Annotated in this window: 17 protein-coding genes and 1 tRNA gene; 4 read left to right on the top strand and 14 right to left on the bottom strand. The window is 68.7% G+C overall.

Annotated elements, in window-relative coordinates; all coding sequences use genetic code 11:
- Positions 1-10 precede the first annotated feature (10 nt).
- Together FLW16_RS33470 and FLW16_RS33465 are read right to left on the bottom strand one after the other, a co-directional pair.
- On the bottom strand, positions 11-232 hold the full coding sequence (locus FLW16_RS33470; protein WP_142564220.1) for a hypothetical protein: 222 nt from the start codon (positions 230-232) through the stop codon (positions 11-13).
- Between the two features lie 112 nt (positions 233-344).
- Positions 345-2729 carry a phosphoketolase family protein gene (locus tag FLW16_RS33465; protein ID WP_260615853.1) on the bottom strand — a complete coding sequence of 795 codons (2385 nt, stop codon included), beginning with the start codon at positions 2727-2729 and terminating at the stop codon, positions 345-347.
- A gap of 396 nt (positions 2730-3125) precedes the next feature.
- Here FLW16_RS33465 and FLW16_RS33460 point away from each other — a divergent pair, with 396 nt between their 5' ends.
- Positions 3126-4916, top strand: a complete 1791-nt coding sequence (locus tag FLW16_RS33460; protein ID WP_142564216.1) for a long-chain fatty acid--CoA ligase — start codon at positions 3126-3128, stop codon at positions 4914-4916.
- Positions 4917-5011: 95 nt separating this feature from the next.
- On the top strand, positions 5012-6094 hold the full coding sequence (locus FLW16_RS33455; RefSeq protein WP_142564214.1) for an acyltransferase: 1083 nt from the start codon (positions 5012-5014) through the stop codon (positions 6092-6094).
- 221 nt (positions 6095-6315) lie between these two features.
- Here the strand turns inward: FLW16_RS33455 and FLW16_RS33450 are convergent, their stop codons facing one another.
- The 3 genes from FLW16_RS33450 to FLW16_RS33440 form a co-directional block, all read right to left on the bottom strand.
- On the bottom strand, positions 6316-7638 hold the full coding sequence (locus FLW16_RS33450; RefSeq protein WP_185949708.1) for a HAMP domain-containing sensor histidine kinase: 1323 nt from the start codon (positions 7636-7638) through the stop codon (positions 6316-6318).
- Positions 7639-8120: 482 nt separating this feature from the next.
- Positions 8121-8555 carry an SRPBCC family protein gene (locus FLW16_RS33445; RefSeq protein WP_142564211.1) on the bottom strand — a complete coding sequence of 145 codons (435 nt, stop codon included), beginning with the start codon at positions 8553-8555 and terminating at the stop codon, positions 8121-8123.
- Positions 8556-8658: 103 nt separating this feature from the next.
- The gene (locus tag FLW16_RS33440; protein ID WP_142564209.1) at positions 8659-9684 is read right to left on the bottom strand and encodes a hypothetical protein; all 1026 of its coding nucleotides are present in this window, start codon (positions 9682-9684) and stop codon (positions 8659-8661) included.
- A 54-nt stretch (positions 9685-9738) separates the two neighbouring features.
- Between FLW16_RS33440 and FLW16_RS33435 the strand changes: the two genes are divergently transcribed.
- Positions 9739-10350 carry a TetR/AcrR family transcriptional regulator gene (locus FLW16_RS33435; protein WP_185949707.1) on the top strand — a complete coding sequence of 204 codons (612 nt, stop codon included), beginning with the start codon at positions 9739-9741 and terminating at the stop codon, positions 10348-10350.
- Between the two features lie 11 nt (positions 10351-10361).
- Positions 10362-10598: a hypothetical protein gene (locus tag FLW16_RS33430; RefSeq protein WP_142564205.1), complete on the top strand. Its 237-nt coding sequence runs from the start codon at positions 10362-10364 to the stop codon at positions 10596-10598.
- A 545-nt stretch (positions 10599-11143) separates the two neighbouring features.
- On the opposite strand, the gene FLW16_RS33425 is transcribed toward FLW16_RS33430, so the two are convergent.
- The 9 genes from FLW16_RS33425 to dnaA all read right to left on the bottom strand — a co-directional run bounded on the left by FLW16_RS33425 (position 11144) and on the right by dnaA (position 23460).
- A tRNA-Ile gene (locus FLW16_RS33425) sits at positions 11144-11220 on the bottom strand.
- A 155-nt stretch (positions 11221-11375) separates the two neighbouring features.
- Positions 11376-12083 carry a DUF3566 domain-containing protein gene (locus FLW16_RS33420; protein ID WP_260615848.1) on the bottom strand — a complete coding sequence of 236 codons (708 nt, stop codon included), beginning with the start codon at positions 12081-12083 and terminating at the stop codon, positions 11376-11378.
- 217 nt (positions 12084-12300) lie between these two features.
- Positions 12301-14802, bottom strand: coding sequence for a DNA gyrase subunit A (gyrA, locus tag FLW16_RS33415; RefSeq protein ID WP_142564203.1), 2502 nt, complete (start codon positions 14800-14802; stop codon positions 12301-12303).
- A 28-nt stretch (positions 14803-14830) separates the two neighbouring features.
- Complete coding sequence (gene gyrB / locus FLW16_RS33410; protein ID WP_142564201.1) at positions 14831-16777, bottom strand: DNA topoisomerase (ATP-hydrolyzing) subunit B; 1947 nt, start codon at positions 16775-16777, stop codon at positions 14831-14833.
- Positions 16778-17144: 367 nt separating this feature from the next.
- Positions 17145-17678: a DciA family protein gene (locus FLW16_RS33405; RefSeq protein WP_312847174.1), complete on the bottom strand. Its 534-nt coding sequence runs from the start codon at positions 17676-17678 to the stop codon at positions 17145-17147.
- The gene (gene recF / locus FLW16_RS33400) at positions 17668-18855 is read right to left on the bottom strand and encodes a DNA replication/repair protein RecF (RefSeq protein WP_142564200.1); all 1188 of its coding nucleotides are present in this window, start codon (positions 18853-18855) and stop codon (positions 17668-17670) included. Before recF ends, FLW16_RS33405 begins: the two co-directional genes overlap by 11 nt.
- A 241-nt stretch (positions 18856-19096) precedes the next feature.
- Positions 19097-20041: a phosphogluconate dehydrogenase (NAD(+)-dependent, decarboxylating) gene (gnd, locus tag FLW16_RS33395; protein ID WP_142564198.1), complete on the bottom strand. Its 945-nt coding sequence runs from the start codon at positions 20039-20041 to the stop codon at positions 19097-19099.
- 104 nt (positions 20042-20145) lie between these two features.
- The gene (gene dnaN, locus FLW16_RS33390; RefSeq protein ID WP_030508588.1) at positions 20146-21285 is read right to left on the bottom strand and encodes a DNA polymerase III subunit beta; all 1140 of its coding nucleotides are present in this window, start codon (positions 21283-21285) and stop codon (positions 20146-20148) included.
- A 522-nt stretch (positions 21286-21807) separates the two neighbouring features.
- Positions 21808-23460, bottom strand: a complete 1653-nt coding sequence (gene dnaA / locus FLW16_RS33385) for a chromosomal replication initiator protein DnaA (RefSeq protein ID WP_142564195.1) — start codon at positions 23458-23460, stop codon at positions 21808-21810.
- Between the last annotated feature and the right edge of the window lie 419 nt (positions 23461-23879).

Below are 23879 nucleotides of genomic sequence, written 5' to 3'. Positions count from 1 at the left end.
ACACTGGTCCTCACCAGCGCAGCATCGCAGCCACTCCGCCCGCCTCGGCGAGCTCCTCCGCCGCTCCGGTCTCCAGCACGCTGACGTCGCCTCCGTACTCGAAGGCGAGCTCGATCATCTCCTCCTCCAGCTCCTCGGGGGTGACGCCCATGGGCTCGGCGTTCCACTGGCCCGCCTCGTCGAGCAGCAGGTGCTCGACCAGCTCGTATAGATCTGTCTGGTCGAACACCATGACGCGCTCACCTCCGTAGGCAGGAGCCCTTTGCGCGGGCCCCCGCCGGTAGGGGCGACCCCATTTCGACGAGCCGCCTGTCTTCCCTGGTAAGCGACCTTCAGGAGCGCCCTCAGCCCTGCTCTGCCCAGTCGCCCAGCGACCAGTCCCGCACCTCCGGCATGTCCTGCAGGTGCTCGACCACGTACCGCTCGTGGCGGAGGAGCTGCTGCTCGCACCACGCCTTCAGCTCGCTCGCCCCGGCGGGGGTCCGCCGCGCGGCGTGCAGCGCGTCGATCACCAGGTGGTACCGGGATGCCCGGTTGCGCACCACCATGTCGAACGGGGTCGTGGTCGTGCCCTCCTCCACGAACCCGCGTACGTGGAACCTTTCCGGGTCCGGCCGGCCGTGCACCAGCTGGTGGATCGCGCCCGGATAGCCGTGGAAGGCGAACAGCACGTCGATGTGGTCGGTGAACAGCTCCCGGAACAGGATGTCGTCCATGCCGTTCGGGTGAACGGTGCGCGGTGGCAACGTCATCAGATTGACCACGTTGACCACTCTGGTGGCGAAGTGCGGCAGCCGCCCGCGCAAGATGTTCGCCGCCGCGACGGTCTCCATGGTGACCACGTCCCCGGCGCAGGCGAGCACGATGTCGGGATCCGACCGCCCGTCCTCGGTGCCCGCCCACGACCACACGCCGGCGCCCCGGGCACAGTGGACCACCGCCTCATCCATGGGCAGCCACTGCAACTGCGGCTGCTTGTCGATGACGACGAGGTTCACGCGCGACCGCGACCGCATGCAGTGGTCGGCCACCGACAGCAGCGTGTTCGCATCCGGCGGCAGGTAGACCCGGCTGATAGTGCCGCGCTGGGTGATCGCATTCTGGATCAGGCCGGGCCCCTGGTGGCTGAACCCGTTGTGGTCCTGGCGCCAGGCGGTCGAGGTCAGCAGGATGTTCAGGCTCGGCACCGGAGCCCGCCACGCCAGGTCGTGCGCCTCCTGCAGCCACTTGGCATGCTGTACGGTCTGCGAGGCCGACACCATGGCGAACGCCTCGTAGGTGGCGAACCAGCCGTGCCGGCCGGTCAGCGTGTAGCCCACAAGCCAGCCGTGGCAGGCGTGCTCCGAGAGCACCTCCATCACCCGGCCGTCCCGCGATATCGCGACGTCCTCCTCGGTCACGCGCTCCGCGAACGCCCGGTCGGACGCCTCGAACACCGCCCCCAGCCGGTTGCTGTTGGTCTCGTCGGGGCAGAAGAGCCGGAACCGATCCGGGTTGCGTCGGTAGACGTCGCGCATGAGCTCGCCGAGCTTGCGGGTCGACTCGAGCCGGTCCCTGCCCGGCGCCTGCACCGGCACCGCGTAGTCACGGAAGTCGGGCAGGTCCAGGTCGACGGTGAGCAGGCCCCCGTTGGCGTGCGGGTTGCCGCTCATCCGCAGCTCTCCCTCAGGGTTGATCGACAACGTCAGCGCCTCGGGCACGCCGCGGTCGTCGAAGAGATCCTCGGGCCGGTAGGAGCGCATCCAGTCCTCAAGGATCCGCAGGTGCTCCTTGTTGTTCTTGATTCCGGTCAGTGGCACCTGGTGAGAGCGCCATGTGCCCGACACCCGCACCCCGTCCACCACGTCCGGTCCGGTCCAGCCCTTCGGCGTCCGCAGCACGATCATCGGCCACCGGGGCCGGGTGCCGTCCCAGTCGCCGCCGCGGGCCGCCGCCTGGATCGCCTTGATCGACGCCCACGCCCGCGTCAGCGCGTCGGCAAACCGATAGTGCATGCCGGGCAGGTCGTCACCCTCGACCTCGATCACCTCATACCCGTGCCCGGTCAGCAGGGACCTGACCTCGTCGCGGTCCTTGCGTGCCAGCAGGGCCGGCCCGGCGATCTTCGCGCCGTTCACGTGGAGGACCGGCAGCACCGCGCCGTCGCGAACCGGGTTCAGGAAGGAGATCCCGTTCCACGACCCCGCCAGCGGACCGGTCTCCGCCTCCCCGTCGCCGACCACCGCCAGAGCGATGAGATCCGGGTTGTCCATCACCGCGCCGAACGCGTGCAGCAGCACGTAGCCGAGCTCACCCCCCTCGTGGATCGAGCCCGGGGTCGGCACCGACGCGTGGCTGGGGATCCCACCGGGCGTGGAGAACTGGCGGAACAGCCGCAGCAGCCCCGCCTCGTCCAGGGTGATGTGCGGGTAGATCTCGGTGTAAGTGCCCTCCAGGTAGCCGGCCGCGACCAGCGTCGGGCCGCCGTGCCCGGGACCGGCCAGGTAGATCATCTGCTGCCCGGTGTGCTGGATCAGCCGGGACGCGTGCGCGTACACCAGCGCCAGGCCAGGGCTGGTGCCCCAGTGTCCGAGCAACCGTGGCTTGATGTGCTCGCCGGCCAGCGGCTCGCGTAGCAGTGGGTTGGCCATCAGGTAGATCTGGCCGACGGTCAGGTAGTTGTTGGCACGCCACCACGCGTCGACTGCAGCGATGTCGGCATCGGTGGGATGGGCGAGCCGCTTCACCACGTCCTCGGTGGCGGTGCGGCGCTCGGTTTTGGTGGTTGCCACGAGAGACTCCATCCACCGGGATGTCGCTGCTTACGTTGTTCCCCAAGGGCTCTGATCAGGTAATTCCCCAGGTCATGGGCGTTTTGTCAGCTTACTTGTCGCTTGTTTTCCGGTCGGCGAGCGACTCTTGTGCGGGCGGTAGCGTGGCGAGCCGCCTGCCCCAGGCGCGGTCGGCCCGGCCGCCGGCGAGGATCCTGCCGGTCGTCATGAACCGGGCTGCGCCGTCGTACGGCCTTCCACGTTTGTGCCTGATGACCTGGGGAAACAACACGATTGCCTGCTTCTCGCCGCCGTAGACACGGCGTCCGGTGGCGCAGTCCGCCTGGTCGGCCTTTCCTCACAGGGAGATGGACGATGCGTGTCCATGCGGTGCCGTCCCCGGTGGCCGTTTCCCCAGACGCCCAGCTCGCCGACGTGGTGTTCGCCGACGATCGGGTGAACGGCGACATGGTTCTGTTCCAGCGCTGGTCGGCCGACAGTTGGCGTCCGGTGTCGGCCAGGCAGTTCGCGGCCGACGTTCGCAGCCTGGCGGCCGGCTTCCTCGCCGCCGGAATCCAGGCGGGTGATCGGGTCGCCCTGCTGGCCGCCACGAGCTACGAGTGGACGGCGGTGGACTATGCCCTGTGGACGGTGGGAGCGCTGCCGGTCCCGATCTATGAGACCTCCTCGGCCGAGCAGGTCCGCTGGGTGCTGGAGGACGCCGGCCCGGTCGCCGCGGTGGTCGAGCGCGAGTCGCATCGCCGCTTGGTCGAGGACGTGGCCGCGAGCCTGTCCGGGCCGCTGCGGCTGTGGCAGATCGACGGCGGCGGGCTGGACCGTCTCCGCGAGGATGGGCGGAACGTGGACGACGCCCAACTACTTGAGCGCCGCCGGGCGGTGTCGGCCGACCACCTGGCGACGATCATCTACACCTCCGGCACCACCGGCCGCCCGAAGGGCTGCATGCTGAGCCACGGCAACCTGCTGTACGAGGCTCGCGTCGCGATCGACAGCCTGGAGCGGATCTTCGGCCGGAACGCCTCGACCCTGCTGTTCCTGCCGCTGGCGCACGTGTTCGCGCGGGTGATCCAGGTGGCCTGCGTGGAGCAGGGGATCTGCCTGGCGCACAGCGCCGACCGGGCCAGGCTGACCGAGGACCTGGCCGCCCTGAAACCATCGTTCCTGCTGGCGGTGCCCAGGGTGTTCGAGCGGGTCTACAACGGTGCTCAGCAGCGGGCCCGGGCCGGGGGCAAGGGCAGGATCTTCGCCTGGGCCGACCGGACCGCCGTGGCCTACAGCCAGGCGCTGGACGACGGGCGGCCAAGCCGGCGATTGCGCCTGGCACATCGCCTGTCCGACCGGCTCGTGTACCGGAGGCTGCGGGCCGCACTCGGCGGCCGAGTTGGCTACGCGATCTCCGGCGGAGCGCCGCTGGGCGCACGGCTGAGCCACTTCTTCCGGGGAATCGGCATCACCGTGCTGGAAGGTTACGGGCTGACCGAGACCAGCGCCGCCGCGACCGTGAACCTGCCCCACGCGATGAAGATCGGCACGGTGGGACCACCCCTGCCCGGGGTCGAGATCCGGATCGCCGACGACGGCGAAATCCTGATCAAGGGCCCGATCCTGTTCCAGGGCTACTGGCGCAACGAGCAGGCGACCAGGGAGAGCCGGACCGCCGACGGCTGGCTGCGCACAGGCGACGTCGGCGCTCTGGACGAGGACGGGTTCCTGACGATCTCGGGCCGCAAGAAGGAGATCATCGTCACCGCCGGCGGCAAGAACCTCGCCCCCGAGCCCCTCGAGGACCGCCTGCGCACCCATCCGCTCATCAGCCAGGCGGTGGTCGTCGGCGACCGGCGGCCGTACACCGCCGCGCTGATCACCCTGGACGCCGAGGCGCTGGCGTCATGGAAGCGGGCCGTCGGCAGGCCCGAGCAGGCCGGCCCGGCCGAGCTTCGCGACGATCCGGATCTGCTGGCCAGGCTGCAGACGGCCGTGGACGAGGCCAACGCGGCGGTGAGCCGGGCTGAGTCGATCCGCAGGTTCCGGATACTTCCCGTCGACCTGACCGAACAGAACGGTTATCTGACCCCGACCCTGAAGGTCAAGCGCGCCTTGGTCCACAAGGACTTCGCGGCCGACATCGAGGAGCTGTACCGCTGAGCCCCCGGCGCCAGGACCGGCAGACCCGCCGGGTCGCGGACAAGCGGTCGACGCTGGACCGGCTGGTGGCGGCCACGCCGACGTCCCGTGACCGGGTGGTCGACGCCGCCCGCGCGCTGTGCATCGTGGTAGTCACCCTTTGGCACTGGACATTGTCGGTCACCCACCGCACCGCCGACGGCAGCCTCACCATGCCCAACCCCATCCATGCCGTGCCTGGTGGCTGGCTGGCCACCTGGGTGCTGCAGATCATGCCGGTGTTCTTCCTGGTCGGCGGGTACGCCAACTTGGTCGGCTGGCAACGAGCCCAGACGCGCGGGACGGCCGCCGGCCAGTTCGTCCGAGACCGGCTGCGCCGGCTGCTTTGGCCGACTGCCGTCTGGGCCCTGGTCTGGCTCGCCGGCGAGCTGATCGCGTCCGCCCTGCCCGGCCCGCACCGGTGGATGTGGGAGTGGTTCCCCGGCTACCTGACGCCGCTGTGGTTCCTGGGCGTGTACGGCCTGCTGATCACCGCGGTGCCGATCACCACGAGCCTGCACGCCCGCTACGGAGCCTGGGTCCTGGTAGCGCTCGTGCTGCTGATCGCCCTCGGCAGCATGGCGCATCGCGGCGCCGGCCTGGACTGGGCGGGCTGGGCGACCGCCGCACTGGTGTGGCTGTTCTGCCATCAACTTGGCTACGCCTGGCGCAGCTGGGAGCTGGGGCGGCGGCCACTGGCGGAGCGGCTGGCGGTTGCCGGGGCCGGACTGGCCGGGCTGGTCGCGCTGACAGTGGGAGCGGGCTACCCCCTCTCGATGGTGAGCACCGTCGGCGCCGAATCCAACATCTTCCCGACCAACGCCACCATCGCCGCCCTGGCCGTCTTTCAACTCGGGCTGCTGATCCTGGTGACGCCGGCCGCCGAGCGCCTGCTACGCCGGCCGGCTGTCTGGAAGCCGGTGGTGGCACTCAACGTGGGCGCGTTGACCATCTTTCTCTGGCACATGACCGCGTACCTGGTAGTGCTCTGGGCCTACGAAGGGCTAGGTGGCACCCTGCCGGCGCAGCCAACCGCCGGCTGGTGGGCGCAGCGCTGGCTGTGGCTCGTGGCCCCGTCGGTCGTGCTGGCCGTGCTGGCCGTCCTGTTCGTCCGCGTCGAGCTGGCCGCCCGCCGACCCCGGGTAGGGGCAGGTCGCTGAGCTCGGCACCCGACAAAGGATCCGGGCAAGAAGACCGCCTTCACCTACGACCGCAACCGTCTGACGACCTCGGTCACCTCCGGCCAGACGCCGGAGGAGAAATACGCCTGCGACGTACTTCGTGTCCAGGGGGAGTCCTGGCCGAAGTCGGCGGAGGCGCTGACAGCGGCCCACGCTTCCGATTTGATCGAGCCCGCCGAGCCGAACCATGAGTGGCGCAGTCACACCTCACTGTCTGTGGTGCCGGGCGCGCGCAGCGGCAGGCGGAGAACGAAACGTGCGCCTCGCGGGCTGTTCTCGATCTCCAGCGTCCCGTCGTGGGCGGCCACGATCGCGCGGGAGATGGCAAGTCCGAGCCCGGACCCTGTGGGATCCTTGCGCTGCCCACCGTCCAATCGTGTGAAGGGCTGGAAGACCCGTTCGCGGTCCTCCGGGGCGATGCCGTCTCCGTCATCGCTCACCGTGACCACAGCCTGGCCATCCTTGCGCTCGGCGCTGACCTCGACACTGGTTGCGGCATGCCGCTGGGCGTTGACGACCAGATTGTTGAGCACTTCGGTGAGTTGGACGGGGTTGCCCAGGACCGTTACGTTGCTCTTTACCTGGGTATGCACCGGCACGGGCCGTGTCGTGGTGATCAACTCCTCCTGTACCAGCGCGCCGAGGTCGACCGGCTCGGGAGGTTCGGGAGCGACCGTGCGGATCCGGGCGAAGATCAGGATGTTATCGATCAGCGCTCGTAGCCGCTCTGTCGTCGCCAGCCCCGCTTGGATGACCTTGCGCTGATCGACGTCGTCTGGATACAGCACCGCTTCTTCGAGCTGAGTCTGAAGGCCGGTCACCGGGGTTTTGAGTTCATGGGAGACGATGGAGGCGAAGTGCCGCTGCTGCTCCACTGCCTCTTCCAGCCGGGACAGGGTCTGGTTGGCCGTGCGCGCCAGCTGCCCGATCTCGTCGTCGCAGGCCGGTTCCGGCACCCGCAAGCTCAGGTCGCTGACGCTGATCTCCGACATTCTCGCGCGGATCGCTTCCACCGGGCGCAGTGTCCGGCCGACCAGCGACCAGATCATCCAGGTGGTGAAGACGGTGGCCAGCAGGGCCGCGGTCAGCGTGCTGACCTCCAGGATGTGCGAGGCCACGGCGGACGGTTCGGCCTTTCCGGCGTAGACGATGTGAGAATCGCCCCCCCACACGAAGCGGGCCTCCTGGGGTGAGACGCGGTTGGCGGTGAGCATGACGCAGCCGCTGTGGGAGCACTCGGTGAGGTGAAGGATGCGGTCATCGTAGGGCGGCCGGACAGTGCTCAGCGGCGGCTTGCCCGCGACGGCGGGGCTGGCCGCCACCACCCGGCCACGAGAGTCGACGAGTTGTAGGAGGTTGACCTCAGTGGTCGGTGTCGCATCCGGAGGACGGCCGGGCTTCATCGACGCGATCCAGTCGGTCGCCACACGCTGCGTCTCGCGGAAGATGTTGTCCCGGATCGCGTTGCGGATCATGAGGTCGAGACCTACCGCGATCACGATGAAGACGAGCAGGGACAGCACCCCGGCAAGGAGTGTGAAGCGCGCTTGGATCGAGCAATATCGCCACCAAGGCCACATGAGCATTCCCCCACCATGTTCGCCTGTTCTCACGCATACCTGCACGAAGACGGAACGTCCAAGATGCATGTCATGACCTGGGACAACTTTGGTGGGAGATATGCATCCCAGCCTTGTACTACAACAGTAGTTCGTTATTCCTGAGGTATCAGTGCTGGTAATCGGCTTGCCGGGCGCGGGCTTGGTAGAGGCGACGGAGGCGGGACCAGGCGAGGATGTGCGCCAGGGGCCGGGCGACGGTGTGGGTCAGGTGTGCCAGAAGACGGCGGACCTCGCTTGGGCTGACGGGGACAGGCGACTGCTGCTTGTGGGGTGCCTGCCGTGATGACGGCTGGTGCGGTGACCGCAAACGTTCACCGGGTCGGGTGATTACGCGACATGAGTAGCTGATCGTCCCAGCAGCCCTGCAACGGGTGACCTCGGGGTCAAGAAGCACAAAGGCCTGCCAATCGGCGAATGTCGGCGCGGATCGACCGCCGCAGCAACCATCTCAGCGCCGGCTCCAGCAACTTCTCAGAGGTCACGCGCGGGGTGACGCGCACGTGGAAGGTGAAGCGGCACCGTTCCTCGCCGAGCGGCTCGACCAGCCTGCCGCCCTCGGCGTCGATCCCCGAGGTGGTGCGCCAGGCAAACGAACGACCCGGCTCCACCTGGATGACCTCGCCGCCGTTGCGATAGGTCCGGCCCGCGAACCGCATCACCTCAGCAGTGGTCGTGCCCACCTGGACGATGCCTTCGGGTCGCGGCGCCATCGTCTTGACGCCTTTCCGCCAGCGTGGATCCTGGCCGTAGTCAGCGACGATCGCCCACACCAGCGCGGCCGGGCAGGCGATTTCCCCGTCCTCTTGAAGCTCGATCATCCGGCAATGCTAGAAGGCTGGTCGAGCCACAACTGGACCCGGTGAACGTTTGCGGTCACCGCACTAGACGAGTAAGTCCTATGTGATGGCACGGTGGTGGCGATCAGGGCGATGTCGTCGCGGTCGTGGTCCGGCTCGCATAGTGGCGAGCGAGGGCGTGGAAGGCTTCCTTCGGCTCCCACGGCATGCCGGGATAGGTGGTGGCTTGGGCGCCGTCGAGCATCTTGACGATGCCGTAGGAGCCGATGTCGAGGTCGTCTGTGGGGTTGGCGCGGTGCGGGAGCTCGAACCCGGCGAAGCTGAACCAGAAGACGGTGTCCATGCCGACCTCGTCGAAGACGGTCAGCAAGTCGTCCATGTAGCGGACCTGCTCGCCCTCGTCGCGTTCGATGCCGGGCTTGACGCGGCCGTTCTCAACCACGGTCCAGCCGCCGGCGCCCCAGTCGGCCGCGCCGCGGAAGGTGCAGCAGCCGGCCTCGGTGACGGCGACGGGCTTGCCGTGGGTGAAGTGCTCGCGCAAATCCTGGCGGAAGGTGGCGGCGTTGCGCCGGTTGCGATAGGCGTCCACGCCGATGATGTCGAAGGGCGTCCAGTCGACGTGCTCGATGGGGATGGAGGCGTAGCTGAGCGGGCCGCCGAAGCGGGGGCGTACGGAGGCGGCGACCTGGGAGAGGAAGGCGTTGACGGGGCGGGGGAGCGCGGCCAGTGCCGCGGCGCGCTCCTCGGGCGCGGCGCGCAGGGCCTGCATGCGTTCGGTGAAGGTGTCGCCAGGCAGGTAACCGCGGGCGAACAGGCTCAGCTCGCACCCGGTGACGAGCACGACGTCGGCGCCCTGGCGGCGCAGCGTTTCGGCCCGGTCGGCGCAGTCGTCGAAGTAGGGCAGCATCTGCTGCTCGGTGAGTTCACAGGGAAATGGTGAGAACCAGACCTGCAGTCCGGCCTCGGCCGCGTGCTGGGCGGCGGTCGTGAGCCGATCGAGGTCGCCGCCGGTGATCCGGATGGCGTTGCAGTGCAGGTCGTCGGCGATGATGCGCATCTCGCGTGCGACGGTCGCCGGGTCGAAGAGGCTGCGGCTGCTGTCGCCGTTGGGAAAGGTACCGGTGTCGTACTGCACGCCTTTGCCACGCATGACTCTCCCCCAAGGTTCGTTATGTTTCTTAAAGTAGAATATAAGATACGTGGTGTGCCCAAAACGGAGATGGACGATACCCGGCGCAGGCGCCGCCGGGGCGCGGAACTGCAGACGGTCCTCTTGGAGGCGGCCTGGCAGGAACTGCGCGCTGTCGGCTACCACGAGCTCACCTACGACGCCGTGGCCGCCCGCGCCCAGACGAGCCGGACGGTGCTCTATCGCCGCTGGCCGCATCGACGTGACCTGGTGCTGGCCGCCATGCGTCAGCAGGTGCCGGCACCCCCGCCCATACCTGACACCGGCTCGTTGCGCGCCGACCTGCTGACCCTGCTCCGCCTGGTCAGCTCACGCATGATCGAGCTCGCCCCCGTCCTTCAAGTCATCGGCGACGGCCGGGCAGATGACAGCGATCTCACCGACTACCTGCGCGAGCGCGTCAGCCATGCCGGTACGAGCGAGATGGACGCCCTGCTCCAACGCGCTGTGCTACGCGGCGAGATCAACCACGCCCGCATCCCGGCCCGGGTCGCCGTCGCGCCCATCACGCTCGTCGCCGTGGAGACGCTCGTCCATCACCGTCCGCTGCCTGAGACCGCACTCGCCGAGATCGTCGACCAGATCGTCCTACCCCTGCTCGCAAGCCACGATCGAGACGACACGTAGGAGATGCCCGCATGGCAGGCGCCGCCGTGGCCAGGGGCCCGCTCGAAGTCGAAGGACTCCGCGTCTCCCTGGATGGCTTTGAAAAGAGGCGTGTCGGGAAACGCGAACGGGTTGCGGTAGTTCAGGGCGAACCATGCGGCGCACAGCAACATGCGGGCGAGACGTTCCTCCTCGTCGTCGCTTCGAAGCATCGGGAGCGTCCGCGAAGCAAGATCCAGGGACTGGACGAGCCGGGGCAGTTCATCTGACAGCGACCGACCGAGCTCTGCGCCGACTCCAGGTTTCGCCTGCGAGGGTGCTCCTCGCCTGGATTCGGCAGTTGTCGATGCCCTGCAGGGTCGCCATGTCGACAGGCGAATTGCAGGTGAAGCACAGGCGCAAGCGCTGATCGAGAGCAGTCCCGACCGTCCCTGCCTCGTAGCCGACTCCCTCTCCGGGCAGGAGAAGCGGTTTCGGAGGCAGCTGCGCAAGGTACGTGGACCGAACCTGCCTCGCTCCGGCGGTGATCTCTCGATCCAGGAAGCGTCGCAAGAGAGTCCTCGGTGAATCCAACCCCTGTGTAAGGCCCACATCACGGAACGTACAGGATGGCTATGACATTGCCAGTGATGCCGTTCATGACCTCACGGGCGTTCAACCCCATCCGCGCGCAGGGAAGATCGGCTGCCAGGACCTGTCGATGTGGATCGATGTCTGCTACCTGGTGCCGGACGCCCGTGATGGCAAATCGATGGCAAACGATCAAAAGGCCAGGTCCCTGATCTTGGGAACTGGCCTCTGAGCTGGTACTTCGTGGTGGGGCTACCAGGACTTGAACCTGGGACCTCTTCCTTATCAGGGAAGCGCTCTAACCGACTGAGCTATAGCCCCGCACCGCGCAACGAACGTTACCGCATCCCGTTTCCGGTGGCGAATCCGTCGTTCCGAACGAGGAAAAGCTTACCGGGTCCGGGCCTGTGGTCGTGCCATCGAGGCGCATCCGTACGGCGGGCCGCTCGTGGGGGCGGCCAGCCGTACCGGTGGGGTCACTCGGCTTCGCTGAAGGTGACTTCGACACCGCCCACGAGGTCCGCGGAGATGTTGTAGATCACGGCGCCGAGGGTGGACAACGCGGTGATGAGCACGACGTTCAGCGCGCCAAGCAGGGCCGCGTACCCGAGGATGCGGACCGGCTCGAACCAGCTCGCGATGTCGATGGTGCCGGCCCCGGCACCACCGGCACCGCTGGTGAGCTGGTTGACGGTGTCGGTGATCGAGGAGAAGACGCCGAGTGCCGACAGCACGCCGTACAGCACGGCGACGGCCACGAACAGCACGACGAAGCACACCAGCGACACGACGAAGCTGAACTTCATCGCCGACCACGGCTCGATCCTGCGCAGGACCAGATGGGCCTTGCGCGGCGGGCGCACGCCGAGCTTCTTGTCCTTGTCCTTGTCCTTCTTGGAGGAGGACTCGGCGCGGTCTCCGGCCGGGCCGAAGCTCAAGCCGCGTACGGAGCCACCGTCCGCCGGGGGATGACCGTTGTCCACAGACGGACGGCCGTTGTCCACAGGGGGTGTGGACGTACCGAGCCCGGCGGGCCGGGGGTACTGCGCGGTCGCTCCGCCGCCTTCGGACCTGCCGTTGTCGGACGCGCCGTCCGTGGCCGTCTGCCGCTTCCATGGCTGGTCGGCGGCCGAGGTCCGGATGCGCATGGTGTCGTCGGCCTTCGCCTTGTCGGCGGCGGTCACGTCATCTCCTTCGGAAGCCACCTTGGCGACGCTACCGCCATCGTGCGTCCGCGCGGTAACGCCGTTCGAAGACGACGCCGGGCGGGCGCCCGTGGGTCTCTGCTTGCCGCCGGGTGTCCGGGGCCCGCCGGTGTCACTCATGCCACGCCCTCGTCTGACGGCTCGGGTGCGCATCCGCGGATCGCACTGTGTTCGGCGATTCGCTCGCTACGCTCGCTCATGCCTCGCCTCCTGCCCCGTTCTCCTCGGTCTCCAACGACTCGGCGTTGCGAGCGAGGGCCACAACGCTGTCACCCTCGGCCAGGTTCATCAGGCGGACGCCCATGGTCTGGCGGCCCGACTGCTTGATCTCGCCGGCGCTGGTACGGATCACCCCGCCGGCAGAGGTGATCGCGAAGACCTCGTCCTCGGGACGCACCATGACGGCTCCGACCAGCTTGCCACGAGCGCTGACGATCTTCGCCGTCAGTACGCCCTTGCCGCCCCGGCCCTGGACCGGGTACTGGTCGGCGGGTGTCCGCTTCGCATACCCACCCTCGGTCGCGATCAACACGTCGTCGCCGTCGTTCATGACGTTCATCGCGAGAAGTTCGTCACCGTCCACGAACCGCATGCCGATCACACCGCTGGTGGCGCGGCCCATCGGGCGCAGCGCCTCGTCCGAGGCGGTGAACCTGATCGACTGCGCGTTCTTGGACACGAGCAGCAGGTCATCACCCTCGGAGACGAGACGGGCGGCGATCACCTCGTCATCCTCGCGCAGATTGATCGCGATCAGGCCACCGGATCGCGGCGAATCGTATTCGGACAGCCGCGTCTTCTTCACCAGACCGCTGCGGGTCGCCAGCACCAGGTAGGGCGCGACGTTGTAGTCCCGCAGGTCGAGGATCTCCATCACGTGCTCGTCGGGCTGCATGGCGAGCAGGTTGGCCAGGTGCTGGCCGCGGGCGTCCCGGCCCGAGTCCGGCAGCTCGTACGCCTTGAAGCGGTAGACCCGGCCCTTGTTGGTGAAGGCCAGCAGCCAGTGGTGCGTCGTGGTGACGAAGAAGTGCTCCACGATGTCGTCCTGGCGGAGCTGCGCGCCCCTGACCCCCTTGCCGCCGCGCCGCTGCGCCCGGTAGAGGTCGGTGCTCGTCCGCTTGGCGTAGCCACCGCGCGTGATCGTGACGACCACGTCCTCCTCGGCGATCAGGTCCTCGATGGACATGTCGCCCTCGTACGCGATGATCTCGGTCTTCCGCTCGTCGCCATACCTGGTGACGATCTCCCCGAGCTCGTCCGACACGAGCCGGCGCTGCCGGGGCTCGGAGGCCAGGATGTCCTGGTAGTCGGCGATCTGCGTCATCAGGCCGTCGTACTCGTCCTGGATCTGCTGCCGTTCCAGCGCGGCCAGCTTGCGCAGCTGCATGTCCAGGATGGCCTGCGCCTGGACCTGGTCGATGTCCAGCAGCGTCATCAGGCCGCCCTGCGCCTCGGCCGCCGAAGGCGACCGCCTGATCAGGGCGATGACGTCGTCGAGCCGGTCGAGCGCCTTGAGCAGACCGCGCAGGATGTGGGCCCGCTCCTCCGCCTTGCGCAGCAGGAACCGGGTCCGCCTGACCACGACCTCGATCTGGTGCGTGATGTAGTGCCGGACGAACTGGTCGAGCCGCAGCGTCCGCGGCACGCCGTCCACCAGCGCGATCATGTTCGCACCGAACGTGGTCTGAAGCTGGGTGTGCTTGTAGAGGTTGTTCAGCACGACCTTGGCGACCGCGTCGCGCTTGAGCACGATCACGAGCCGCTGGCCGGTGCGCGAGGACGTCTCGTCGCGGACGTCCGCGATCCCGGTGATCTTGCCGTCCCTGACCAGCTCGGCGATCGTGAGCGCGAGGTTGTCCGGGTTCACCTGGTACGGCAGGGCCGTGACGACCAGGCACTGCCGGCCCTTGGGGTCCTCCTCGACCTCGACGACGGCCCGCATGATGATCGAGCCGCGGCCGGTGCGGTAGGCGTCCTCGATGCCGCGGCGGCCGACGATCAGCGCGCCGGTCGGGAAGTCGGGACCCTTGACCCGCGCGAGCAGCCCGTTGAGCAGCTCCTCGTCGGTGGCCTCGGGGTTGTCGAGCGCCCACTTGACGGCCTCGCCGACCTCCCGGAGGTTGTGCGGCGGGATGTTGGTCGCCATGCCCACGGCGATGCCGGCGGACCCGTTGACCAGCAGGTTCGGGAACCGCGACGGAAGGACGACCGGCTCCTGCGACCGCCCGTCGTAGTTGGGCTGGAAGTCGACGGTCTCCTTGTCGATGTCCCGGAGCATCTCCATGGCGATCGGCGCGAGGCGGCACTCGGTGTACCGCATCGCGGCGGCCGGGTCGTTGCCCGGCGAGCCGAAGTTGCCCTGGCCGTCGACGAGCGGGTAGCGCAGCGACCACGGCTGCGCGAGGCGTACGACTGTGTCGTAGATCGACGTGTCACCGTGGGGGTGGTAGGAGCCCATGACGTCGCCGACGACGCGGGAGCACTTGAAGTAGCCGCGGTCGGGCCGGTAACCGCCGTCGAACATCGCGTACAGCACGCGGCGATGCACGGGCTTGAGGCCGTCGCGGACGTCGGGCAGCGCGCGGGACACGATGACGGACATCGCGTAGTCCATGTAGCTGCGCTGCATCTCGGCCTGGATGTCGACCGGCTCGATGCGATCGGCGGGGGGCCCAGGCGGCGTGTTCACTTCCGTCACGAAAAGTCCTTCTGCTTGGCCACGCTGCTCAGACGTCGAGGAACCGGACGTCGCGGGCGTTGGTGATGATGAAGTTCCTGCGGGCCTCGACGTCCTCGCCCATCAGCACGCTGAACAGGTCGTCGGCCTGGGCGGCGTCGTCGAGGGTGACCTGGCGCAGCACCCGGGTGTCGGGGTTCATCGTGGTGTCCCACAGTTGAGAGGCGTTCATCTCGCCCAGACCCTTGAACCGCTGCACACCGTCGTGGAGCCGGGGGTCGCGCCGGCCGCGGGCGACGCCGTCCTCGATGATCGCGTCCCGCTCCCGGTCGGAGTACGCGTACGACGCGTCCTCACCCTTGCGGTCCCACTTGATCTTGTAGAGCGGCGGCTGGGACAGGTAGACGTGCCCGGCCTCGATCAGCGGGCGCATGAAGCGGAACAGCAGCGTCAGGAGCAGCGTGGTGATGTGCTGGCCGTCCACGTCGGCGTCCGCCATCAGGATCAGCTTGTGGTAGCGCAGCTTCGAGATGTCGAACTCGTCGTGGACGCCGGTGCCGAGAGCCGTGATGAGCGCCTGGACCTCGTTGTTCTTGAGGACCTTGTCGATCCGGGCCTTCTCGACGTTCAGGATCTTGCCGCGGAGCGGGAGGATCGCCTGGAACTTGGGGTCGCGCCCGCCCTTGGCCGAGCCGCCGGCCGAGTCGCCCTCGACGATGAACAGCTCGCACTTCTCCGGCTCCGACCACTGGCAGTCGGCCAGCTTGCCCGGCAGGCCGCTGCCGCTCTCCAGCAGCGACTTGCGGCGGGTGAGGTCGCGCGCCTGGCGGGCGGCGATGCGGGCCCGGGAGGCCTGCAGCGACTTGTTGATGATCTCCTTGGCCTCGCCCGGGTTGCGCTCGAACCAGTCGCGCAGGTGGTCGTTGCATGCCTTCTGGACGAACGACTTCGCCTCGGTGTTGCCCAGCTTCGTCTTGGTCTGGCCCTCGAACTGGGGGTCGGCCAGCTTCACCGAGATGATCGCGGCGAGCCCCTCGCGGACGTCGTCGCCGCTGAGGTTGTCGTCCTTGCCCTCCTTGAGGAACTTCTGCTCGCGCGCGTACCGGTTGACGATGGTCGTCAGCGCGGCGCGGAAGCCCTCCTCGTGGGTGCCGCCCTCGGCGGTGTTGATCGTGTTGGCGAAGGTGTAGACCGACTCGCTGTAGGAGGCGTTCCACTGCATGGCGATCTCGACCGAGATGCCGTCGCCGTGCTCCTCGAAGTCGATGACCGAGTTGTGGATCGGGTCCTTCTTCGAGTTCAGATGGGTGACGAAGTCGGACAGGCCGCCCTCGTAGTGGTAGGTGACCACCTTGGGCGCGCCGTCGATGATGTGGTCGGGCCGCTCGTCGGTCAGCTTGATCATGAGGCCTTTGTTGAGGAAGGCCATCTCCTGGAATCGGCGCGCCAGCGTCTCGAAGTTCCAGGCGGTCGTCTCGAAGATGTCCGGGTCGGGCCAGAAGCTGATCGTCGTGCCGTGCTCGTCGGTCGGCTCGCCCTTCTCCAGCGGGGCCGTCGGCTTGGCCGTCACGTACTTCTGCCGCCACACGTGGCCGTCGGTGCGGACCTCGACCTCCAGGCGCGTCGACAGCGCGTTGACGACCGAGGCGCCCACGCCGTGCAGGCCGCCTGAGACGGCGTACGACTTGCTGTCGAACTTGCCGCCTGCGTGCAGCACGGTGAAGACGACCTCGACGGCCGGCCTGCCCTCGGCGGCGACGATGCCCACGGGAATGCCGCGTCCGTGGTCCATCACGCGCACGCCGCCGTCGGCGAGCAGGGTGACCTCGATCAGGTCGTTGTGGCCGGCCAACGCCTCGTCGACCGCGTTGTCGACGATCTCGTAGACGAGGTGGTGCAGCCCGCGCTCACCGGTGGAACCGATGTACATGCCAGGGCGCTTGCGGACCGCTTCCAGCCCTTCGAGAACGGTGATAGAGCTAGCGTCGTAGGACAAGTGCGAAATCCTCCTGCCGCGGACACGCGGCGGGCGACACCGTGGATTGGCTGCCCCTGCCGTGCCCGTCACCGTCGTGAGTGCCCCGATGCGCACACCCAAGGGAAATCGGCCCATGGGACCGGGGTGACGCAAACCGGACGTGTCCTTGAGTCCGTTTACATTCTACCGGTCCGACGGACATCAGGTGGCATTCACGGGGGCTGTGATGCCCTGTCGCTTGACGATCATGTTTCTGAGCACCCCCCACACGGAACGGGGGTCGGAGCCTCACACGCGATTTTGGGCCGGTTCGGGCTCCCCTCGGCCCGGTTTTCAGATCGTCGCCCGCCGGTGCGGGCCCCGGACGGCGCTCGCCGCCTCGCGCTCAGCCGTACGTGTCGCCCGGCCCACGGCTCCCGCGTACGCGCAGCCCGCCCTCCGGGCGGTGACCCACGCCGGGGCCGTGCACCTTGACGCGGGTCACGGTGCCGTCGCCGAGCTCCTCGTTCAACCGCCTGACCAGGGTGGACGCGAGCAGCCGGACCTGCGTCGCCCAGGCGGTCGAGTCGGCGGCGACCAGCACCTCGCCGTCCTCGAAGCTCTCCGGCCTGGTGTGGGCGGCCAGTTCTGGGCCGACGATCTCCGCCCAGCGGCCGAACACCCCGCCCACCGCGACCGGCTGCTCCCATCCCCGGGCGGCGAGCAGGTCGCGGATCGCCCGGCCGAACGGCAACGGGTCGCCGGAGTCCCGTCGCTGGGCGCCCGAGCCGGAGCGGCGGCGCGGCTCGGTGCGCGGAAGCTGCCCGCGCTTCAGCGCGTCGGCCTTCGCCTGGGCCAGCTTCTCCCGCGCCATCGCGGCACCCCGCGCGGCCGCGCCCTGCGGGGACTGTCCACCGCCTGTGGATATCTCATCGGACACGGGTCACGCTCCCTTCCATCACGTCGAACCGGGCGCCGGCCAGCTCGGGCGGCACGTCGTCCGGCACCGCCGCCGTGATGAGCACCTGCTCGGCCGGGGCGACGATCTCGGTGAGCCGCCTGCGCCGCTGACCGTCCAGCTCCGCGAAGACGTCGTCCAGGATCAGCACGGGGTCGCCGCCGTCGGCCCGCAGCAGGTCATAGGCGGCCAGCCGCAACGCGAGGGCGAACGACCACGACTCGCCGTGGCTCGCGTAGCCCCGGGCCGGCAGCTCGCCCAGCCGCAGCAGCAGGTCGTCGCGGTGCGGGCCGACGAGGGTCACGCCGCGTTCGAGCTCCGCCTGACGCGCCTCCGCGAGGCCCGCCCGCAGGTGCTCGGCCAGTAGTTCCCGGTTTGTCCCCAGGGTGGGGATATCTGTGGATAACCCCGACGGCCGGTATTCGAGCTCGGCCAGTCCCGACGACGGGGCGAGGGTGGCGTACGCCTTCGCCACGAGAGGACGCAGCGCGTCCACCAGGCTCAGCCGCGCCGCCAGCAGTTCCGCGCCGTGGCGCACCAGGTGGGAGTCCCAGACCTCGAGCGTGCTCAGGACGTCTCCCGCGCCGGCGGCGGCGAAGGCCGCGTCGTCCTCCTGCCTGCGGCCGCCGCGCCGCCGACCCACCCGCGTCGCCGCGGCCGTACGCAGGAGCGCGTTGCGCTGCTTGAGCACGCGCTCGTAGTCGGCACGCACGCCCGCGAACCTGGGGACGCGGGCGACGAGCAGGTCGTCCATGAAACGGCGGCGCTCCGACGGGTCGCCCTTGACCAGTGCGAGGTCCTCCGGGGCGAACAGCACGGTCCGCAGCAGGCCGAGTGCGTCGCGCGGCCGGGGGACGGGCGAGCGGTTGACCCTGGCACGGTTGGACCGGCCCGGGTTGATCTCGATCTCGATCAGCGCGCGGCGGTCGTCCCTGACCACCCCCGCGCGCACGATCGCCCGCTGCGCGCCGTGCCGTACGAGCGGCGCGTCGGTGGCCACGCGGTGGCTCGAATGGGTCGCGATGTAGCCGAGCGCCTCGACCAGGTTGGTCTTGCCCTGCCCGTTCGGCCCGACGAACGCCGTCGCCCCCGGTTCCAGCACGAGTTCGACCTCCGGGTAGGACCGGAAGTCGGTGAGGGACAGGCTCGCCACGTGCACCCCGCCAGGCTAGTGCCGGTGCCCGGCCTTCGTGTCCCGGCCACGACGCGCTGTGGAGAAACGGCCCGCTGTGGAGAAGCGAGTGGGTGCGGGGTGATTCGTCCACAGCCTGTGGAAGATCGGCGCCGCCGGGCCGCGTACCCGGACGACCCCGGAATTCACACCCTTGTGGACGAACCGAAGGCCGGCGGCGCGAAGCCGGCCCGGCCGCAGCGCGGGGACGCCGAGGCTTGACCGCGCGTCAGCTCTCGGCCTCCACCGGTGGGGTGACGTCGGCGCCGGGGGCGTCGGCGCCCTTGCCGGTCTGGCCCTCGACCGAGGCGACCGCGTGCCCGCCGAACTGGTTGCGCAGCGCCGCGACCATCTTCATCGCCGGGGAGTCGGCCTGGCGCGAGGCGAAGCGGGCGTACAGCGCGGCCGTGATGGCCGGCAGGGGCACGGCGTGGTCCACGGCGGCCTGGACCGTCCACCGGCCCTCGCCGGAGTCCTCCGCGTAGCCCTTCAGCTCGGCGAGGTCGGGGTCCTCCTGCAGGGCCCGCACCAGCAGGTCGAGCAGCCAGGACTGGATGACCGTGCCGTGCCGCCAGCTCCGGAACGTGTCGGGGACGTTGGTGACGACGTCGCTGGCCTCAAGCAGTTCCCAGCCCTCGGCGAGGGACTGCATCATGCCGTACTCGATGCCGTTGTGGACCATCTTCGCGAAGTGGCCGGCGCCCACGCCGCCCGCGTGCACGAAGCCGTCCTCGCCCTCGGGCTTGAGCGTCTCGAAGACCGGCATGAGCCGCCCGACGTGCTCGTCGTCGCCGCCCACCATCAGCGCGTAGCCGTTCTGCAGGCCCCACACGCCGCCGCTGACGCCCACGTCGACGAAGCCGATGCCGTGGGTGCGGAGGTCGGCCGCGTGCCGCTGGTCGTCCAGATAGTGCGAGTTGCCGCCGTCGATGACGATGTCACCGTCCGACAGCAGGTCGCGCAGCTGCTCGACGGTGCTCCGCGTCGGCGCCCCGGCGGGCACCATGACCCAGACCGCGCGCGGTGCCTGAAGCCTCGCGACGAGGTCCTTCAGGCTGCCGACGTCGCTGATGGAGGGATCGCGGTCGTAGCCGACGACCTCGTGGCCGCCGCGCCGCAGCCGCTCGGCCATGTTCCCGCCCATTTTGCCGAGCCCGATCATGCCGATCTGCATCTGAGCCACCCCTCAACATCTGCGTCGTCCACCGAGGCACGCGTACCCATGCATCAGGGGTCCATGCCCGCAGGAGATCGTACGCCCGGGGTGTTCTGCCCGCGTCAGCTGGACAGGCGGATGGGCATGATGAGGTAGCGGTAGTCCTCGCTCCCCCCGTCGTCCACAGGCTTGCCCCCGGTGAGGATGGCGGGCTTGGTCGGCGTGGTGAACTGGAGCCGCGCGACGTCGGAGTCGATCGCCCCGAGGCCCTCCAGCAGGAACTGGTGGTTGAAGGCGATGTTGATCTCGTCGCCGTCGAACTCGACCGGCAGCGCCTCCACGGCCTGCGCCTCGTCGCCGCTGCCGGCCTCCAGGACGACCTCTCCGCCGCGGAAGGCCAGCCGTACGGGGGTGTTGCGCTCGGCGACGAGCGCGACGCGCTTGACCGCCTCGACGAACGAGGCTGTGGACAGGTCCGCGCGCGCGGAGAACTCGGTGGGCAGCAGCGAGCGGTACTTGGGGAATTCGGGGTCGAGCAGCCGGGTCGTCGTCCGCCGCCCGGAGCTGGAGAACCCGATCATGCCCTCGCCGGTGCCGCCGGCCGAGCTCAGCGCGATCTCGACCTCCGCGCCGGTGCCGCCCAGCGCCTTGGCCGTGTCCGCCAGCGTACGGCCGGGGATCATGGCCACGGCCTGGAAGTCGGGCTGCTCGGGCTGCCACTTCAGCTCGCGTACGGCGAGGCGGTAGCGGTCGGTGGCGGCGAGGGTCACGGTGTCGCCCTCGATCTCCATCCGTACGCCGGTGAGCATCGGGAGGGTGTCGTCCTTGCCTGCGGCGACGGCCACCTGGCCGACGGCGGAGGCGAACACGTCGCTGCCGACCCGTCCGGCGGCGGGCGGCATGGCCGGGAGGGAGGGGTAGTCCTCCACAGGCATGGTGAGAAGTGTGAACCGGGCGCTGCCGCAGGTGACGACGGCCTTAGCTCCGTCCACAACCAGTTCGACCGGCTGTGCGGGGAGCGCGCGGGTGATCTCTGCGAGGAGCTTGCCGGAGACGAGCACCACGCCCGGCTCCCCGGTCTGCAGGTCGAGGGTCACCTCGGCGGAGACCTCGTAGTCGAAGCCGGAGAGCTTCAGCCGCTGGTCGTCGGTCACCTCAAGCCGCATGCCGGCGAGCACCGGCACCGAGGGACGGGCCGGAAGGCTCCGTGCCGTCCACGCCACGGCCTCGGCGAGCACGTCGCGATCGATCCGGAACATCACGTGGATCAGCCTCCTGGGTGTCGCTGCTTCGTCAAGTCTTCACTCTCCCGCACCTGTGTGCCTCCAGAACCCCTTCTATGGTTCTTGAGTTCCTTAGAGAGAGATACAAGTCGTCCTATTAGGCAGTGTGGATATGTGGATGTCGAGCATTTTCGCAGCTCAGTGGAGCTGATTCATCCACTGCCGGTGTGGGGGAACCGTGGACGGACCCCCTGTGGACTGTGGGCGGTCCCGCTGTCCCCACACCCGGTCCCCAGGTGAAGGGCCCTCTGTCCACGAGTAATCCACGAGGTTTCCACCGGTTGTCCACGGGGTAAAAGGGACAGCTGAGCTGTGTGTGACGAGTACGCACAGGGCGTCCCCAGCCCGTCCACGGGTATTCCCCAAGTGATCCCCAGGTTCTCCCCAAAGTTGTCCCCAAGTGGGGACGGCGCGTTGGCGGGCCGGAGAGGGTGGGGGTAACGCACGGAGCCGCCGCCGAGGGCGGAATTTTTGATCCACAGACTTATCCACAGCTGTGTACTAAGCGTTGCGTGCGCGCTGCTTGATCCGTGTCGTCAGCTCGTTGACCTGGTTGTACATCGAGCGCCGCTCGGCCATGAGCGACCGGATCTTACGCTCCGCGTGCATCACGGTCGTGTGGTCGCGCCCGCCGAACTGCTGGCCGATCTTGGGCAGGGACAGGTCGGTCAGCTCGCGGGCCAGATACATGGCGATCTGGCGGGCGGTGACCAGGGCGCGCGAGCGTGAGCTTCCACACAGGTCGTCGAGCGAGACGCCGAAGTACTCGGCGGTTGTGGACATGATGAGGGAGATGGTGATCTCCGGGCTCGCGTCCTCGCTGATGAGGTCCTTGAGGACGATCTCGGCGAGCTGGATGTCCACAGACTGCCGGTTGAGGCTGGCGAACGCGGTGACCCGGATCAGCGCGCCCTCGAGCTCGCGGATGTTGGTCGCGATGCGGCTGGCGATGTACTCCAGCACGTCGGGAGGCGCGGCCAGGCCCTCCTGGATCGCCTTCTTGCGCAGGATCGCGATGCGGGTCTCCAGCTCGGGCGGCTGGACGTCGGTGATCAGCCCCCACTCGAACCGGTTGCGCAGCCGGTCCTCCAGCGTCACGAGCTGCTTCGGCGCCCGGTCGCTGGAGATGACGATCTGCTTGCTGGCGTTGTGGAGGGTGTTGAAGGTGTGGAAGAACTCCTCCTGCGTCTGCTCCTTGCCCTCGAGGAACTGGATGTCGTCCACGAGGAGGATGTCCACAGCCCGGAAGCGGGAGCGGAACCCGTCGGCTTTGTGGTCCCGGATGGAGTTGATGAAGTCGTTGGTGAACTCTTCTGAGCTCACGTACCGCACCCGGGCGCCGTCGTACAGACTCTGCGCGTAGTGACCGATCGCGTGCAGCAGGTGGGTCTTCCCCAGTCCGGAGTCGCCGTAGATGAACAGCGGGTTGTACGCCTTGGCGGGGGCCTCGGCGACCGCGACGGCGGCGGCGTGCGCGAAGCGGTTGCTCGCGCCGATGACGAACGTCTCGAACGTGTACTTGGCGTTCAGCCGGGCCGGCTCGCCGGAGGTGCGGCCGCCGCGGGAGTCCCAGCGGTTCTGCCCGGGGCCGCCGGGCACAGGACCGGACACGGGGCCCGGCACCGGCTCGGGCTTGGGCGCGGCGGGAGGCTCGGGGGAGTAGCCGCCGGGCCGCTGCGGGTGGTCCGGCGGGGACATGTGCTGCGGCGGCTGTGGATACTGCTGGCCCTGTGGATAGTGCGGCCCGTGCTGCTCGGCGTCGCGCCGGATCGGGCCGTCCTCGGCTAAGGGGAAGCGCGGAGCCTGAGGACGAGGCTGTGGATAATCTGTGGACGGCACCTGTGGACGATGGTCGGCCGGCGGCGCCACGGCGGGGTCGGAGGCGGCGGACAGCCCGGCGCCGGGATCCACCATCACGGCGATCCGCACGGGCCGACCGAGCTCCTGCGACAACGCGTGCACGATCAGCGGGCGCAGCCGTACCTCGATGACCTCCTTGGCGAAGTCGTTGGGGGCCGCCAGGAGAATCGTGTCGTTGATGAGGCCGGAGGGCTGCGTCATCTGGAGGAACGCCCTCTGCTGCCCCGAGACGCCCTCGTCGAGCAGGGTCCTGAGCGCCCGAGCCCATACAGCGTTGAGATCGACGCCTTCCATGGCTCGGCCCCTCCTCTCGTTACGCGGCCCCGCTCGCCCGCCGCGATCCGTGTCGTTTCTCAGTCCTGTACGCCTCGCCGCACCGGCCCGCGTCCGGCTGCCATCCACATATGATCCACATGATGTGCACAGCCCGTGCATCCTCCCCGGGCACATTCACGCTGATGGGGGGAAGGGCCGGACGGCCGACGGTAGCGGTGTGCGCAACCTGCGTTCAAGGCGTTGTCCACAGCCTAACGGCCCATGGTCGCTCGCCGTACTCGCTTGGCGTCACGGGTACGGTTTGACCTGACGTACGGTGGGCCCGTAACGTATCCCGGTCGGCTAATCACGCGACGGCTATTTCGCATGCCCGCGCATCTGACGAGCCGTGACCATGGAATGTACCGCGCCCGCGGAACGCCGCGGACGTACTTGAC

It is taken from the genome of Microbispora sp. KK1-11 (genome assembly GCF_006874435.1).
In the GTDB taxonomy this organism is placed as follows: Bacteria; Actinomycetota; Actinomycetes; order Streptosporangiales; family Streptosporangiaceae; genus Microbispora; species Microbispora catharanthi.
The sequence above is the reverse complement of the archived record's forward strand: the minus strand, read 5'-3'. Positions and strand labels throughout refer to the sequence as shown.

Bases quoted from the DNA above. Each gene is read 5' to 3' on its own strand.
- FLW16_RS33445 (WP_142564211.1), bottom strand. From the start codon at position 8,555: ATGATCGAGCTTCAAGAGGACGGGGAAATCGCCTGCCCGGCCGCGCTG.
- FLW16_RS33470 (WP_142564220.1), bottom strand. From the start codon at position 232: ATGGTGTTCGACCAGACAGATCTATACGAGCTGGTCGAGCACCTGCTG.
- FLW16_RS33440 (WP_142564209.1), bottom strand. From the start codon at position 9,684: ATGCGTGGCAAAGGCGTGCAGTACGACACCGGTACCTTTCCCAACGGC.
- gnd (WP_142564198.1), bottom strand. From the start codon at position 20,041: ATGCAGATCGGCATGATCGGGCTCGGCAAAATGGGCGGGAACATGGCC.
- FLW16_RS33430 (WP_142564205.1), top strand. From the start codon at position 10,362: ATGGCAGGCGCCGCCGTGGCCAGGGGCCCGCTCGAAGTCGAAGGACTC.
- FLW16_RS33460 (WP_142564216.1), top strand. From the start codon at position 3,126: ATGCGTGTCCATGCGGTGCCGTCCCCGGTGGCCGTTTCCCCAGACGCC.
- dnaA (WP_142564195.1), bottom strand. From the start codon at position 23,460: ATGGAAGGCGTCGATCTCAACGCTGTATGGGCTCGGGCGCTCAGGACC.